This window comes from Burkholderia sp. M6-3 (genome assembly GCF_050858985.1).
Taxonomy (GTDB): Bacteria; Pseudomonadota; Gammaproteobacteria; order Burkholderiales; family Burkholderiaceae; genus Paraburkholderia; species Paraburkholderia caledonica.
In genome coordinates, this window is the sequence record NZ_CP110090.1 from 315,239 (window position 1) to 329,337 (window position 14,099).

Annotated in this window: 16 protein-coding genes; 11 read left to right on the plus strand and 5 right to left on the minus strand. The window is 62.2% G+C overall.

Annotated features, from left to right (window positions below; translation table 11 throughout):
- Positions 1-71 precede the first annotated feature (71 nt).
- From OH764_RS01365 to gpmA, 3 genes are all read right to left on the minus strand, one after another.
- Entirely contained in the window at positions 72-830 is a 759-nt protein-coding gene (locus OH764_RS01365; protein WP_498847771.1) for a HesA/MoeB/ThiF family protein, read from the minus strand.
- Positions 831-904: 74 nt separating this feature from the next.
- Positions 905-2,482 (minus strand): S41 family peptidase, encoded by a 1,578-nt coding sequence (locus tag OH764_RS01370; RefSeq protein WP_498847772.1) that lies wholly within the window; start codon positions 2,480-2,482, stop codon positions 905-907.
- Between the two features lie 372 nt (positions 2,483-2,854).
- Complete coding sequence (gene gpmA, locus OH764_RS01375) at positions 2,855-3,601, minus strand: 2,3-diphosphoglycerate-dependent phosphoglycerate mutase (RefSeq protein ID WP_214875776.1); 747 nt, start codon at positions 3,599-3,601, stop codon at positions 2,855-2,857.
- Positions 3,602-3,737: 136 nt separating this feature from the next.
- On the opposite strand from gpmA, the gene OH764_RS01380 reads away from it, so the two are divergent.
- The 5 genes from OH764_RS01380 to OH764_RS01400 all read left to right on the plus strand — a co-directional run bounded on the left by OH764_RS01380 (position 3,738) and on the right by OH764_RS01400 (position 6,727).
- Positions 3,738-4,163, plus strand: coding sequence for a rhodanese-like domain-containing protein (locus OH764_RS01380; protein ID WP_498847773.1), 426 nt, complete (start codon positions 3,738-3,740; stop codon positions 4,161-4,163).
- Entirely contained in the window at positions 4,160-4,420 is a 261-nt protein-coding gene (gene grxC, locus OH764_RS01385; protein WP_027777763.1) for a glutaredoxin 3, read from the plus strand. Before OH764_RS01380 ends, grxC begins: the two co-directional genes overlap by 4 nt.
- Before the next feature lie 150 nt (positions 4,421-4,570).
- Positions 4,571-5,041: a protein-export chaperone SecB gene (gene secB / locus OH764_RS01390; protein ID WP_027804472.1), complete on the plus strand. Its 471-nt coding sequence runs from the start codon at positions 4,571-4,573 to the stop codon at positions 5,039-5,041.
- Positions 5,042-5,062: 21 nt separating this feature from the next.
- Positions 5,063-6,061 carry an NAD(P)H-dependent glycerol-3-phosphate dehydrogenase gene (locus tag OH764_RS01395; RefSeq protein ID WP_498847774.1) on the plus strand — a complete coding sequence of 333 codons (999 nt, stop codon included), beginning with the start codon at positions 5,063-5,065 and terminating at the stop codon, positions 6,059-6,061.
- A gap of 117 nt (positions 6,062-6,178) precedes the next feature.
- On the plus strand, positions 6,179-6,727 hold the full coding sequence (locus tag OH764_RS01400; RefSeq protein ID WP_498847775.1) for a macro domain-containing protein: 549 nt from the start codon (positions 6,179-6,181) through the stop codon (positions 6,725-6,727).
- On the opposite strand, the gene trmL is transcribed toward OH764_RS01400, so the two are convergent.
- Positions 6,700-7,170, minus strand: a complete 471-nt coding sequence (gene trmL / locus OH764_RS01405; RefSeq protein ID WP_498847776.1) for a tRNA (cytidine(34)-2'-O)-methyltransferase — start codon at positions 7,168-7,170, stop codon at positions 6,700-6,702. The genes OH764_RS01400 and trmL overlap by 28 nt on opposite strands.
- A gap of 18 nt (positions 7,171-7,188) precedes the next feature.
- Positions 7,189-7,974 (minus strand): phosphoribosyltransferase family protein, encoded by a 786-nt coding sequence (locus tag OH764_RS01410; protein WP_498848851.1) that lies wholly within the window; start codon positions 7,972-7,974, stop codon positions 7,189-7,191.
- Between the two features lie 83 nt (positions 7,975-8,057).
- On the opposite strand from OH764_RS01410, the gene OH764_RS01415 reads away from it, so the two are divergent.
- The 6 genes from OH764_RS01415 to OH764_RS01440 all read left to right on the plus strand — a co-directional run bounded on the left by OH764_RS01415 (position 8,058) and on the right by OH764_RS01440 (position 14,093).
- On the plus strand, positions 8,058-9,023 hold the full coding sequence (locus OH764_RS01415; protein ID WP_204522736.1) for a methyltransferase domain-containing protein: 966 nt from the start codon (positions 8,058-8,060) through the stop codon (positions 9,021-9,023).
- 325 nt (positions 9,024-9,348) lie between these two features.
- Positions 9,349-9,822 carry a DUF2244 domain-containing protein gene (locus tag OH764_RS01420; RefSeq protein ID WP_027777770.1) on the plus strand — a complete coding sequence of 158 codons (474 nt, stop codon included), beginning with the start codon at positions 9,349-9,351 and terminating at the stop codon, positions 9,820-9,822.
- A 73-nt stretch (positions 9,823-9,895) separates the two neighbouring features.
- The gene (gene coxB / locus OH764_RS01425; protein WP_088173191.1) at positions 9,896-11,530 is read left to right on the plus strand and encodes a cytochrome c oxidase subunit II; all 1,635 of its coding nucleotides are present in this window, start codon (positions 9,896-9,898) and stop codon (positions 11,528-11,530) included.
- Between the two features lie 43 nt (positions 11,531-11,573).
- Complete coding sequence (ctaD, locus tag OH764_RS01430) at positions 11,574-13,187, plus strand: cytochrome c oxidase subunit I (RefSeq protein ID WP_020067033.1); 1,614 nt, start codon at positions 11,574-11,576, stop codon at positions 13,185-13,187.
- Between the two features lie 112 nt (positions 13,188-13,299).
- A complete protein-coding gene (locus OH764_RS01435; protein WP_020067032.1) occupies positions 13,300-13,434 on the plus strand; it encodes a cytochrome oxidase small assembly protein in 135 nt (44 codons plus the stop codon).
- A 44-nt stretch (positions 13,435-13,478) separates the two neighbouring features.
- On the plus strand, positions 13,479-14,093 hold the full coding sequence (locus tag OH764_RS01440; protein ID WP_020067031.1) for a cytochrome c oxidase assembly protein: 615 nt from the start codon (positions 13,479-13,481) through the stop codon (positions 14,091-14,093).
- Positions 14,094-14,099 lie beyond the last annotated feature (6 nt).

Here is a 14,099-nt window from a genome sequence, read left to right on the forward strand (position 1 = left end):
CGAGATTCGCTGCTCTAAATGAAAAACGCCGCACATGTGCGGCGTTTTTCATTTGGGCTTTGTACCTCTGTTCAAGGCAGGTGGGGTTGTCCGCATACCGGGCAATCGGGCTGACGCGCGATGCGCATGGTGGTCCACTCCATTCGCAGCGAATCGAGCATGGTCAGCCGGCCGACCAGCGGCGTGCCGATTTCGCCGATGACCTTGAGCGCTTCCGCTGCCTGCATCGAGCCGATGATGCCGACCGTCGGCGCAAACACGCCCATCGTCGAGCACGCGACTTCCTCGAACGGCTGGTCTTCGGGGAATACGCACGCGTAACACGGCGATGCTTCGTTGCGGAAGTCGAACGTGCTGATCTGGCCGTCGAAGCGCAACGCGGCGCCCGACACCAGCGGTACACCATGCTTCACGCAGGCGCGATTGATCGCGTGGCGCGTGGCGAAGTTGTCGGTGCAATCGAGCACCACTGTGGCGGCCGGCACATGATGATCGAGCCACGCGTCGTCGACGCGTTCGGCCACCGCGTTCACTGTCACTTCGGGATTGATTTGCGCGAGCGTGTCGCGGCCGGACTCCACCTTTTTGCGTCCGACCGACGCGCTTACATGCAGGATCTGCCGTTGCAGATTGGTGAGATCGACTGTATCGGCATCGACCAGCGTCAAGCGTCCGACGCCTGCTGCCGCGAGATACATCGCGGCAGGCGAACCCAGTCCACCCGCGCCGACAATGATCGCGTGCGCATCGATAAAGCGCTGTTGCGCCTCGATGCCGATTTCGTCGACGAGAATATGGCGGGAATAGCGAAGGAGTTGATCGTCATTCATGAGGGGCCAGCGTGTCTTCTTCGCTGCGTGTCTTCACGGCGGCTTGCGCCGCGAAGACACGTGAGTCGTGCTGCTTACTTGCTCTGGGTAGCCGGTGCGGATGCCGGCGCAGCACCCGACGCTCCCGGCACCGGTTGCGTCGGCTTAACTGCGACCGGCGCGGACGCTGACGTGGCCGGCTTGTTCTGCGCGAGACGGCGCTCGGTCAACGACTTCGATTCCTGGACCGGCTTGCCTTCGAGCTTGTTCAAGGCTTGGGCCAGCATGAAGTCGTCGGCGGAACCGAATTCGACCGGCTTGCGCTCGCGGTCTTTCTGGCGCTGCTCCGGCGTCTTCTTGTCGTTCTGCTCTTCGAGTTGACGCAACTGGTCCATGCGATCCTGCTCGCGCTTCTCCGCTTCCTTCTTCTCGTTCGGGTCTTGCGTGTTGGCAAGGTGATTCGAGTAGTCGACTTCGCGCGTGACGAGTGCGTCGTCCGGATCGCCTTCCGCGTACTGATCGACCGCGATGTCAGGACGGATGCCCTTGTTCTGGATAGAACGGCCGCTCGGCGTGTAGTAATACGCCGTGGTCAGCCGCAGCGCCGTGTCGGCGGTCATGGGCCGCACGGTCTGCACCGAGCCCTTGCCGAAGGTCGTCTTGCCGACGATCAGCGCACGATGCTGATCCTGCAGCGCGCCCGCGACGATCTCCGATGCCGACGCCGAGTAGGCGTTGGTCAGCACGATCATGGGCACGGTCTTGAAGATCGGCGCTTCGTCTTTCAGCGGGTCGGAGTCGAAGGACTGCAGACGGTAGTTGTCGTAAGTGTCGCGATAGACCTGCTTCGAATCCGGAATCTGACCGTTGGTGGACACGACGACCGAGTTCGGCGGCAAGAACGCGCCGGCCACGCCGACCGCGCTTTGCAGCAGACCGCCGCCGTTGTTGCGCAGGTCTAGCACGAGACCCTTCAGATTCGGCTGCTGACGCGCGATGTCCTGCAGCTTCGCGGCGAGATCCGGCGTGGTGCGTTCCTGGAAGCTGGTGATACGCACATACGCGTAGCCCGGCGCGAGGATCTTCATCTTGACCGACTGCACCTTGATGAGCGCTCGCGTCACCGTGAGCGGGAAAGTGCGGTCGTCGGTCTTGCGGAAGATCGTGAGCGTGACCTTGGTGCCCGGCTCGCCGCGCATCTGCTTGACCGCCTGGTCGAGCGTCATGCCGCGTACGGGCTTGTCGTTGATGCGCGTGATCAGATCGCCCGGACGAATTCCGGCGCGGAACGCGGGCGTGTCTTCGATCGGCGAGATCACCTTGATCAGGCCGTCTTCCGACGAAATTTCAATGCCGAGGCCCGCGAAGCGACCTTTGGTCTGCTCCTGCAGTTCCTCGTAATCGGTCTTGTCGAGGTAGGACGAATGCGGGTCGAGGCTCGACACCATGCCTTTGATTGCAGCGGTGAGAAGCTTTTTGTCGTCGACAGGTTCGACGTACTCGTGCTTGATCTGCCCGAACACTTCGGCAAACAGCCTGAGCTGGTCCAGCGGCAACGGACTGGCGGCGGCGCTGGCGGGCTGCTGGGCCGAGGCCGAAAGTTGCAAAGTGGCGAATACACCGGTAGCAAGGCCCGCGGCGATCAGGCCGATATTTTTCAGGTTCTTTCGCATAGAGTCTGTTGCGGTCGGAAGCGCGTGGCAGCGTCGATAGAGATGGGGACGGACAAGTATAACTGCACACCCGCCAACTCAGGGCGCGGTGCGGGCAATCGTGATTCGACAGCGCGAAGCGTGCCGGGTTCGGCGCAACGCTCGCACGACGTCGAAGTAATGTGCCGTAACAGTGGATCGCGATCAGAATGGCCGCGATCGAGGAAAGCGGACCGCGCTGACCGGTCCGTCTTGCCGGTCGCCGTGGTCCGTTTGTGGCGCGCCGCGGCGCTTGCGGTCAGCTTCGCCGCAACCATCTTTAACAAAGAAGCGCTGTGACGCGACAAAAGGCAGCCAAGCTGCCGTCGCTCTGCAAATAGCTGCGCAGCGGAATCAGCCCGCCTTGCCTTGCTTAGCGACTGCGGCCTGTGCCTTCGCGATCGCTTCCTGGTCTCCCAGATAGTAGTGCTTCAGCGGCTTCAGGTTCTCGTCCAATTCATAGACGAGCGGCACGCCGTTCGGAATGTTGAGCCCGACGATATCCTCGTCCGAGATGTTGTCGAGGTACTTCACCAATGCGCGGATCGAGTTGCCGTGCGCCGCGATCACCACTTTGCGGCCCGACTTGATGGCCGGCGCAATCGACTCGTTCCACAGCGGCAGCACGCGCGCCACCGTATCCTTCAGGCACTCGGTGAGCGGTAGCTGTTCGCGCGGCACCTTGGCGTAGCGCGGATCGTTGTACGGCGCGCGCTCGTCCGTCGGTTCGAGCGCAGGCGGCGGCGTGTCGTAGCTGCGGCGCCAGACCAGCACCTGTTCGTCGCCGAATTTCGCTGCGGTTTCGGCCTTGTTCAGACCCGACAGCGCGCCGTAGTGGCGCTCGTTCAGACGCCACGAATGCACGACGGGTATGTACATCTGATCCATCTGATCCTGCACATGCCACAGCGTGCGAACGGCGCGTTTGAGCACGGACGTGTAAGCGATGTCGAACGAATAGCCGGATTCCTTCAGCAGCGCGCCCGCCTGCTGCGCTTCGCGGTTGCCCTGTTCGGTGAGGTCGACGTCGACCCAGCCCGTGAAGCGGTTTTCCTTGTTCCACGTCGATTCGCCGTGGCGGATGAGAACGAGTTTGTACATAAGATTGCCGGTCGGTAGTAAGGAAGCGGTAAGCGCTGCCAGGCGCACGTCGAGGAGCGCCGCCATCGCGTCAGACGCTTATTTTATAATGCCCGGATTGCCCTTTCCGATTTCTCTCTTTTTCGGCGGATCTTCCGTGAAGTTTTTCACTGATTACACAAACCTTGTCCTCATTGCGATCGTCCTCATCTCCGGTGGGTTGCTGCTGTGGCCGACCATCAGCCGGCGCGGCCGCGGTGGCCTGTCGGCCGCCGAAGCCACGCAGTTGATCAATCGGCGCAATGCGGCGGTCATCGATCTGCGTCCGCTGGCTGACTTCGCCAAAGGGCATTTGCCCGCGGCACGGCACCTGGAATTCGCCGAGTTGCAAGCAAAGGTCGCGCAACTGGTGAAGAATAAGAACAACCCCGTGCTGCTGGTTTGTCAGACCGGCCAGCAGTCGAACAAGGCGGCGCGTATCGTGCAGGATGCAGGATATGCGGAAGTCCACGTTCTGGAAGGCGGCGTCGACGCCTGGCAGAAAGCCGGCATGCCGGTTGTGAAACAAGGAGTAGCCAAGTGAACAAAGTGATCATGTACAGCACGCAGGTGTGCCCGTATTGCCAGATGGCCGAACGTCTTTTAAAGTCGCGCGGCGTCGAGAATATCGAAAAAGTACTGATCGACAAGGACCCGGCCCGTCGTGAGGAGATGATGACCCGGACCGGTCGTCGCACGGTGCCGCAGGTGTTCATCGGCGAGACGCACGTCGGCGGGTATGACGATCTCTCCGCGCTCGATCGCGCGGGCGGTCTGACGCCCCTGCTCGAAGCCGCCTGAATTCTCGCGTCGTTGGGCGCGGGAAGTGGCGGGTGAAATACAAGTCGGCGCATCGTCGCCCCGCGAGGGCAGGCGGCGCGCCGCAACTATCTGGCGGCCCGTGACTTCATGGGCCGCCGCTACGCATACCTATCAGGGAATCACTCAATCATGTCCGACGAGAACAACCAGCCGTTCTTCAACATCCAGCGCATTTATCTGAAGGACATGTCGCTCGAGCAGCCCAATTCGCCGGCCATCTTCCTCGAGCAGGAAATGCCGTCGGTGGAAGTGGAAGTCGACGTGAAGGCCGAGCGCCTCGCCGACACCGTGTTCGAAATTCTCGTGACGGGGACCGTGACGGCCAAGGTGTCGGACAAGGTCGCGTTCCTGATCGAAGCCAAGCAAGCAGGCATTTTCGATATTCGCAACATTCCGGCCGAACAGGTCGATCCGCTCGTCGGCATTGCGTGCCCGACCATCCTGTTCCCGTACCTGCGCTCGAACATTGCCGACGCGATCACGCGCGCGGGCTTCCCGCCGATTCACCTCGCCGAAATCAACTTCCAGGCGCTCTATGAGCAACGCCTCGCGCAGATGGGCGGCCAGGACGGCGCAGCGCAAAACGGCGTCACGCACTAAGTGTCGCAGGCAGTGCCGGCTATGAAGGTCGCTGTCCTCGGAGCCGGCGCATGGGGCACGGCCCTCGCCGGCCATCTGGCCGTCAGGCACGACACACTGCTGTGGGCGCGCGAGCCCGCGCTGGTCGCAGATCTCTCCGCTTCGCACGAAAACGCCCGCTATCTGGCGGGCGTTGCCTTGCCGTCGGCGCTTCGCTACGAAGCGGACCTGAACGCGGCGCTCGACCACGCGCTCGCCGACGACGCGCTATGCGTCGTGGCAACGCCCGTGGCCGGACTGCGCGCCCTGTTTCAGTCGATGCGCGATGCGGGCAAAGTACCCGCGCATATCGTGTGGCTTTGCAAAGGTTTCGAGGCGGAGTCGCAGTTGTTGCCGCATCAGGTAGTCGCGGCCGAGCTGCCCGCGCACGGCAGCAATGGCGTGTTGTCGGGGCCGAGTTTCGCGCGGGAAGTCGGCCAGGGCTTGCCGGTTGCGCTGACTATCGCGAGTGCTTCGGCGGTCTGTCGCGAGCGTACGGTTGCGGCGTTTCATCACGGCGCGATGCGCATTTATACGGGCGACGACATCGTCGGCGTAGAAGTGGGCGGCGCGGTGAAGAACGTGCTGGCGATTGCAACGGGTATCGCTGACGGTCTGGGTCTCGGCCTGAACGCGCGTGCGGCGCTAATCACGCGCGGACTCGCGGAAATGTCGCGTCTCGGCGTGACGCTCGGCGGACGCGCGGAGACGTTCACCGGTCTGACGGGGCTCGGCGATCTGATTCTCACCGCGACCGGCGACCTGTCGCGCAACCGCACCGTTGGCGTGCAGCTCGCCGGAGGCCGTTCGCTTGCCGATATTCTCGGCGGCTTGGGCCATGTGGCCGAAGGCGTGCGCTGCGCGCAAGCGGTTCTCGCGATCGCGCGTGCTCATGCAATTGAAATGCCGATCACCCAGGCGGTCTGTGCCGTGCTGTTCGACGGCGTTGCGCCGCGCGACGCCGTCAGCGCCCTGCTGCGGCGCGATTCGAAGGCCGAATAAGCCGCCGCCCGGGTTACGGGCGCGCTGTCTGTCAGCCGTCTGGCGTGTAACGACGCTGAACGGCTGTCTGCACTCGCTGTCCATCGTCTATCGACGCTACGGATCAGCGAGGCTCATATGCTCAATATCGGTGGTTGCACGCTGGAGGCACGGGTGGCCGACATCACGACTCTCGACGTGGACGCCATTGTCAACCCAGCCAATACGTCCTTGCTCGGCGGCGGCGGCGTGGACGGCGCGATCCATCGCGCCGCAGGAAAGGAATTGCTGGGCGAATGCGAAGCGCTTGACGGCTGCGCGACAGGCGACGCGAAGCTCACGCGCGGCTACCATCTGCCGGCGCGCTATGTGATTCACGCGGTGGGCCCGGTCTGGCGCGGCGGCACGCATGGCGAAGCGGATCTGCTGGCTTCCTGTTATCAGCGCTCGCTTGAAGTAGCACGCGAGGCGAACTGCGCAAGCATTGCATTCCCCGCGATTAGTTGCGGCATCTACCGTTTTCCTGCCGACGAAGCAGTTCGTATCGCGGTCCAAACGGTAATCGAAAATCTACCTCGCATGCCGCAGCTCGAGCAGGTGATCTTCGCCTGCTTCGATCACGAGATGTTCGAGCGCTATCAGACGGAGTTGCAGCGTCGTCAGGCGCCGCCGTCGAAACCTGTTTGACGCCACCCTTCGAACACCACGATCGCGACGGTATTCGACAGGTTCAAACTGCGATTGCCGGGACGCATCGGCAGACGCACGCGCTGTTCGTTGGGAAACTGGTCGAGCACCGAGTCGGGCAAGCCTCGCGTTTCCGCGCCGAACACGAACCAGTCGCCCGATTGGAACGCGTGCTCGTGGAAGCGGCCCGAGCCGCGCGTGGTGAACGCGAACATGCGTGTCGCATCCGGCGACTCTTTCGCGATGAAGGCGGCCCAGTCGGCATGCACGTTCATTTGCGCGTACTCGTGATAGTCGAGACCGGCGCGGCGCAGCTTGGCGTCGTCGAGCGGAAAGCCGAGCGGCTCGATCAGATGCAGCCGCGCACCCGTGTTGGCGCACAAGCGGATGACGTTGCCGGTATTCGGCGGAATTTCCGGTTCGACAAGAACGACGTTGAACATAGAGTGATCAGGTAGAAACTAGTTTTTCGGTGTACGCAACGCGACGAAGTTCGTGATGCGCCGCGCGCCGGCTGCTTTCAGCGTGCGGGCGAGCGCTTCAAGCGTTGCGCCGGTCGTCATTACATCGTCGACGATGCCGACGTGCAGCCCTTCGACTCTTCCAGCAAGCTGGAATGCGCGGCCCACGTTGAGGCGGCGCGCGTCGAGATCGAGCCGCGACTGCGGCGCGGTGTCGATCACGCGGCGCACGAGAGTCGGGTCGGCCGGCACCTTCAACGAGCGAGCCAGCGCTCTGGCGATCTGCCATGCCTGGTTATAGCCGCGTTCCCTGAGACGCCGGTCTGAGAGCGGTACCGGAACGATGACATCGGGGCAGTCGGACGGCTCTTGCCAGCTATCTTGCGCGAGACGCGCAAGGCGCCGCGAGAATTCGCGCGCCAGCATCAACTGGGCGCGAAACTTGAGGCCGACTGCGAGCGCGTCGAGCGGTGCGCGATAGTCGGCGAGCGCGAACGTTGCGTCGAACGGCGGTTTTTCGACGACGCAATCTGCGCAACGATAAGACGCGGGCTGTTCCCTTCGCGCGAAGGTCAGCGGCACGGCGCAGACGCAACAACGCAAGGCACTCTCATTCCAATAAGATTTGTCGCAAAAGGGGCACAGCGTGCTGTGCGACAAATTGCCGCACAGAGCGCAGGCGTTCGGCAGGATCGCGTGCATTGCGTGCGGCCAAGCCGAACGCACGCCGCGCGCGAATCGCGTGAACGGACGGGCTGAGGACGAAAAATATGCTCGGAAAGTCATGCACAGGCGGCCACAAAGGCCTTTCGCACTGAAGCGGAGGAATCGAACGAGTATACTTCGGGCTCTACGCCAGTACGACACCCATGTCCCCAACTTCCGCTCAATCAGGCCGTCCGGCCTACGATTCCCAGCGCCTCAGGCGGATTTTCGACCGCCGTGCAACGACTTTCGACGACGTCGCCTTCCTGCCGCGCGAGATTGCGCAGCGCATGCGCGAACGTCTCGATTACATCAAGGTCGCGCCGGCAAGCGTGCTCGATGCCGGTTGCGGTGCAGGGGAAGACATTCCTGCGTTGCGTGAGCGCTTTCCGGAAGCGCCGGTGTTCGGCTCTGACCTGTCGCACGGCATGCTCACACGCGCGCTGCGCCACGATTCCGGCGATACGAGCTGGCGGCGCTTCCTGCCGGCCACGCTGGGCAAGGCGCTTGGCGCACGCGGTCCGCGCTTCGCGCAGGCGGACTTTTCCGCGCTGCCTTTCGCGGCTGGCGCCTTCGAATTCATCTGGTCCAATCTCGCACTTCACTGGCACTCGCGCCCGGACCTCGTATTCCCTGAGTGGCAGCGCGTGCTCAAGGTGAACGGGCTGCTGATGTTCAGTACCCTCGGACCGGACACCCTGAAAGAGTTGCGCGGCGCATACGCGGAAGTGGAAGCGGCGCACGGTGTCGGCTCGCGCAAGCATGTGATCGACTTTGTCGACATGCATGACCTTGGGGACATGCTGGTCGAAAGCGGTTTCGAAATTCCCGTGATGGACCAGGAAACCATCACAATCACCTATAAGTCGCCCGAGTCGCTGCTCGCGGACGTGCGCCGTTGGGGCGCGTATCCGTTCGAGCGCGAAGAGTCGTCGGGCGCGGCGGCACGGCGGTTGCACAGAGCGTTGCTGGCAGCGCTTGAAGCGCGTCGGCGCGGCGACGGAACCATCGCGCTGACCTTCGAGGTGATCTACGGACACGCATGGAAAGCGGTGCCGCGCACGACGGCGGAAGGACACGGCATCGTGCGAATAGAGGACATTGGGCGAGGCTCGTCGAGGAATCGCTAAAGAGGTAAAGAGGACATCTGTTATGTCTGAAATTACCGCTTTCAAAGACGTGCAAAAGGTGCGGCAAAACGGCGCGGAGGCTTGTCGCGCCTGGCTTGTGAGGCTGTCGGGGCTTGCTTGTGGATGCTATGGATCGCGCCTATAATGCGTCAGTTTGTCGCCCGGAGTTCCCACATTTGGGGCGGCAGGCCCGAGGCACGGGCTGCGACACGAGTTTGCGCGGTGGCGGTTGGGCGGCCGGAATATGAGGTCGCGGGTTGGGGCACTGTCGGGCATTGCAGGCGGCCGTTGTTGACGCGTTGGTGACGTTCGGCGGGAGGCAGCGATGGATGCATCAGATCTGCTGGCGGATTCAGAACCGGTCCTGAAGGACTGGACAATGAAACGCAACTGCTCCATGTCACCGCGGCAGTTCGTGTGTTTCTACGTGTCGCTCGCGTTGTTCTCGTTGGCAATTGCTTTCATGCTGGTTCTGGTCGGCGCCTGGCTGGTCTTGCCGTTCACCGGTATCGAGTTGCTGGCGGTGGGCGTCGCGTTTGCCATGTATGCGCGCCACGCTGTCGATTACGAACGCATCCGGTTGTTTCAGAACCGGCTTGTAATCGAACAGGTGAGCGCCGAGCAGGTCACGCAGTTCGAGTTCAATCCGCGCTGGGTGCGGATCGAGGCTGGCGCAACACCGCGTGATCAGATCAAGCTGGTCTCGCGCGGCGAGACGATCATGATCGGGCAGCATCTCGCGCAGCACCGGCGCGCGCAGTTTGCCGGTGAATTGCGTATCTGGCTCGCGCGTTGTTAGGCGCATCCGGTCATGCGGCGTTCACGGGGAGCGCGGGCAGCCCGTCACAGGGTCAGCGGGGTCGAGGGTTTGAATGGAAATTTTGGGTAAGGAAGCTATGAAAACAATCAAGCGAGCGCTCATGGGCGTGCTGGCGATGAGCGGACTGCTTTTCGCCGGTGCAGCCCTGGCAGTGGGCGATGTTCCGGGCGGCCCTGCCGTCAACGAGATCAATCTCCAGCCGCCTGCGACGAAAATCGCTGAGGAGCTCTACAGCCTCCACACGTTCATGCTGATTCTTTGCACGGTGATTTTCATCGGCGTGTTCGCTGTGATGTTCTATTCGATCTTTGCCCACCGCAAATCGAAAGGCCACAAGGCTTCGAATTTCCACGAAAGCACCACCGTCGAAATCATCTGGACGATCGTGCCGTTCGTCATTGTCGTGCTGATGGCGTTGCCGGCCACCAAGACAGTTGTCGCAATGAAGGACACGACCAATGCCGACGTCACCATCAAGGTCACGGGCTACCAGTGGAAGTGGGGTTACGACTACGTGAAGGGTCCGGGCGAGGGCATCAACTTCCTCTCCACGCTGGCCACGCCGCGTGCCGAAACCGACGGCCGTCAGCCGATTTCCACTACGTATCTGCAAGAAGTCGACAATCCGCTGGTCGTGCCGGTCGGCAAGAAAATCCGCATCATCACCACCGCCAACGACGTGGTCCACTCCTGGTACGTGCCGGCCTTCGGCGTGAAGCAGGACGCGATTCCTGGTTTCGTGCGCGACACGTGGTTCAAGGCTGACAAGGTCGGTACCTTCCGCGGCTTCTGTACCGAACTCTGCGGCAAGGAACATGCGTTCATGCCGGTGGTGGTCGAGGTGCTTTCCACCGACGACTACGCGAAGTGGGTCGATACGCAGAAGAAGAAAATGGCGGCGGGTCAGGACGATCCGAACAAGACTTATACGATGGCCGAGTTGATGGAGCGCGGCGGCAAGGTCTACGCAGCGAACTGCGCGGTCTGCCATCAGCCTACGGGCAAGGGCGCGGGCGCATTCCCGGCGCTCGACGGCAGCAAGGTTGCCAACGGCGCGATTGCCGAGCACGTCAGCATCGTGTTGAAGGGCAAGAACGCAATGCCTTCGTGGGCACCTACGCTGAACGACGTAGAGATTGCCTCGGTGGTCACGTTCGAACGTAATTCGTGGGGCAACCACACCGGCGACATTCTCCAGCCGAAGCAGGTTGCAGACGCCCGTAACGGCAAACTGCCGGAAGGCGGCAACCATCTGGCCGACGCAGGCGCGGCGGCGAGCGGCGCGGAAGCGGCGTCGGGCGCCGCGGCTTCGGAAGCATCGGGTGCGCAGGCAGCGTCCGCGGGTTCGGAAAGCGCGGCTGCATCGCAAGCAGCGTTGCCGGCGAGCGTCTACTTCGACACCGGCAAGAGCACGCTGCCGGCCGACGCGAAAGCGGCGGTCGAAGCAGCTGCGGCTTACGCGAAGGCGCATCCGGACGCGAAGTTCACGCTGTCTGGCTTCACCGACGCCAGCGGTTCCGCGGACACGAACGCGAAGCTCGCCAAGAGCCGTGCGGAAGCCGTGCGCGACGCGTTGAAAGCAGCCGGCATCGCCGAAGACCATATTATTTTGAAGAAGCCGGAAACGATCACGGGCGGCAGCGACGCGAAAGAAGCCCGGCGTGTTCAGATCAGCCCGGCTGCCTGACGTGTCACGGTCAGCACCGCAGTATTCGCTTTAGGAGATTGTCATGTCTAGCATCGGACACGATGTAGTCGCGGGCCACGAGCACGTGCACGGCGACCATGCCCACGAAACGCCGCATGGCTGGCGTCGTTGGCTGTTCGCAACCAACCACAAGGACATCGGTACGCTGTACCTGATCTTCTCGTTCACCATGTTCCTCTCCGGGGGCGTGATGGCGCTGATGATTCGTGCCGAACTGTTCGAGCCGGGCCTGCAGATCATGCGCCCCGAGTTCTTCAACCAGTTGACCACCATGCACGGGCTGATCATGGTGTTCGGCGCGATCATGCCGGCGTTCGTCGGCTTCGCGAACTGGATGGTGCCGCTGCAGATCGGCGCATCGGACATGGCCTTTGCCCGCATGAACAACTTCAGCTTCTGGCTTCTGCCGGTGGCGGCTGTTCTGCTGGTCGGTTCGTTCTTCTCGCCGGGCGGCGCAACCGCCGCGGGCTGGACGCTGTACGCGCCGCTGTCCACGCAGATGGGCCCGGGTATGGACTTCGCGATTTTCGCGGTCCACCTTATGGGCGCTTCGTCGATCATGGGCGGGATCAACATCGTCGTGACGATCCTGAACATGCGCGCGCCTGGCCTCACGCTGATGAAAATGCCCATGTTCGTCTGGACGTGGCTGATCACTGCGTACCTGCTGATCGCCGTGATGCCGGTTCTGGCTGGCGCGATCACCATGGTGCTGTTCGATCGCCACTTCGGCACGTCGTTCTTCAATGCGGCGGGCGGCGGCGACCCGGTCATGTACCAGCACATCTTCTGGTTCTTCGGGCACCCCGAGGTGTACATCATGATCTTGCCGGCGTTCGGGATCGTGTCGCAGGTCATCCCGGCGTTCTCGCGCAAGCCGCTGTTCGGCTATAGCTCGATGGTGTACGCAACGTCGTCGATCGCGATTCTGTCGTTCATGGTCTGGGCGCACCACATGTTCGCAACCGGCATGCCGGTGACGGGCCAGCTGTTCTTCATGTACGCGACCATGCTGATCGCCGTGCCGACTGGCGTGAAGGTGTTCAACTGGGTCGCCACGATGTGGCGCGGTTCGCTCTCCTTCGAAACGCCCATGCTGTTCGCGGTCGGCTTCCTGCTGGTGTTCACGTTCGGCGGCCTGTCGGGCCTGATGCTCGCCATGGCGCCGCTCGACATCCAGTATCACGGTACGTACTTCGTGGTCGCGCACTTCCACTATGTGCTGGTGGCGGGCTCGCTCTTCGCGTTGTTCTCGGGCTGGTACTACTGGGCGCCGAAGTGGACCGGCTGGATGTACAACGAAACGCGCGGCAAGATTCACTTCTGGGCGTCGATGTTCTTCTTCAACCTCGCGTTCCTGCCGATGCACTTCGTCGGTCTCGCAGGCATGCCGCGTCGCTACGCCGACTATCCGGCTCAATTTACCGACTGGAATCAGGTGATTTCGATCGGCGCGTTTGGCTTCGGTCTCGCGCAGGTGTACTTCCTGTTCGCGGTGGCGTTGCCTGCATATCGCGGCGGCGGCGACCACGAAAAAGCGGGCGACAAGCCGTGGGACGGCGCAACGGGCCTCGAGTGGACCGTGCCGAGCCCGGCTCCGTTCCACACGTTCGAAAACCCGCCGACCGTCGAGTAATCGTCGTTTAGCGAAGTAGCCGGTTCCTTGGCGACGTGATTGCGTCGTTGCCGGGACCGGACGGCGGCGCAAGCGCGGCAATGGCGGTAACCAGGTATTCAGAAACTCGAGCATGACGCGCAATTCACAGGAAAGACGTACGCCGGAGCAGATTCGGGCGAGCAACAGACGGATCGGTCTTGTGCTGCTCGCAATCGCAGCGGTATTTTTCGCGAGCGTCATCATCAATCAGGGTTGGTTTTCCTGACGGAACCGGTCCAGGTGTAGTTTGCAGGTTTGTTGAGGATTGAGATGTCGACGCAACCGCCGGCTCAGGCCGATCGCTCTTTCAACCGTTCGATGCTGGTCAAGCTGTTCGTCGTCGCGTTGATGATGTTCGGTTTTGGTTTTGCGCTCGTGCCGATGTACCGCGCGATCTGTCAGATCACCGGCATCAACAACCTGGTGCAGCGCGATGCAACGGTGCGCGAGGCGAAGAATACGCAGGTCGACATGAGCCGTACGGTTTCGATCGAATTCGATGCGAACGCGCGCGGCCCGCTCGGTTTCAAGCCGGAACAGCGCAGCATGGACGTGCATCCGGGCGAAGTGACAACAGTGATGTACGAGGTGAGCAACGAACAGGCGCGCACGATCCAGGCGCAAGCAATTCCGAGCTACGCGCCAAAGCAGGCAACTGAGTACTTCAAGAAGATCGAGTGCTTCTGTTTTACGCAGCAGACGTTGACGGCGAATCAGACGAAGCGGATGCCGGTCGTGTTCGTCGTCGATCCGAAGTTGCCGAAAGACGTGAAAACGATCACGTTGTCGTACACGTTTTTCGAGTTGAACACGCCGGCAACGGCGAAGGTCGGAAGCGCGGCGCTCCCGGCCGAGACGGCGGCAACTGCTGCCAATCCCGCCTGACGGCTC

Coding starts and splice junctions, on each gene's coding strand:
- OH764_RS01395 (WP_498847774.1), top strand. CDS start 5,063: ATGAAGGTCGCTGTCCTCGGAGCCGGCGCATGGGGCACGGCCCTCGCC.
- OH764_RS01415 (WP_204522736.1), top strand. CDS start 8,058: ATGTCCCCAACTTCCGCTCAATCAGGCCGTCCGGCCTACGATTCCCAG.
- OH764_RS01420 (WP_027777770.1), top strand. CDS start 9,349: ATGGATGCATCAGATCTGCTGGCGGATTCAGAACCGGTCCTGAAGGAC.
- OH764_RS01400 (WP_498847775.1), top strand. CDS start 6,179: ATGCTCAATATCGGTGGTTGCACGCTGGAGGCACGGGTGGCCGACATC.
- trmL (WP_498847776.1), bottom strand. CDS start 7,170: ATGTTCAACGTCGTTCTTGTCGAACCGGAAATTCCGCCGAATACCGGC.
- gpmA (WP_214875776.1), bottom strand. CDS start 3,601: ATGTACAAACTCGTTCTCATCCGCCACGGCGAATCGACGTGGAACAAG.
- OH764_RS01440 (WP_020067031.1), top strand. CDS start 13,479: ATGTCGACGCAACCGCCGGCTCAGGCCGATCGCTCTTTCAACCGTTCG.
- OH764_RS01370 (WP_498847772.1), bottom strand. CDS start 2,482: ATGCGAAAGAACCTGAAAAATATCGGCCTGATCGCCGCGGGCCTTGCT.
- secB (WP_027804472.1), top strand. CDS start 4,571: ATGTCCGACGAGAACAACCAGCCGTTCTTCAACATCCAGCGCATTTAT.
- OH764_RS01365 (WP_498847771.1), bottom strand. CDS start 830: ATGAATGACGATCAACTCCTTCGCTATTCCCGCCATATTCTCGTCGAC.
- ctaD (WP_020067033.1), top strand. CDS start 11,574: ATGTCTAGCATCGGACACGATGTAGTCGCGGGCCACGAGCACGTGCAC.
- OH764_RS01435 (WP_020067032.1), top strand. CDS start 13,300: ATGACGCGCAATTCACAGGAAAGACGTACGCCGGAGCAGATTCGGGCG.
- coxB (WP_088173191.1), top strand. CDS start 9,896: ATGGAAATTTTGGGTAAGGAAGCTATGAAAACAATCAAGCGAGCGCTC.
- OH764_RS01410 (WP_498848851.1), bottom strand. CDS start 7,974: ATGACTTTCCGAGCATATTTTTCGTCCTCAGCCCGTCCGTTCACGCGA.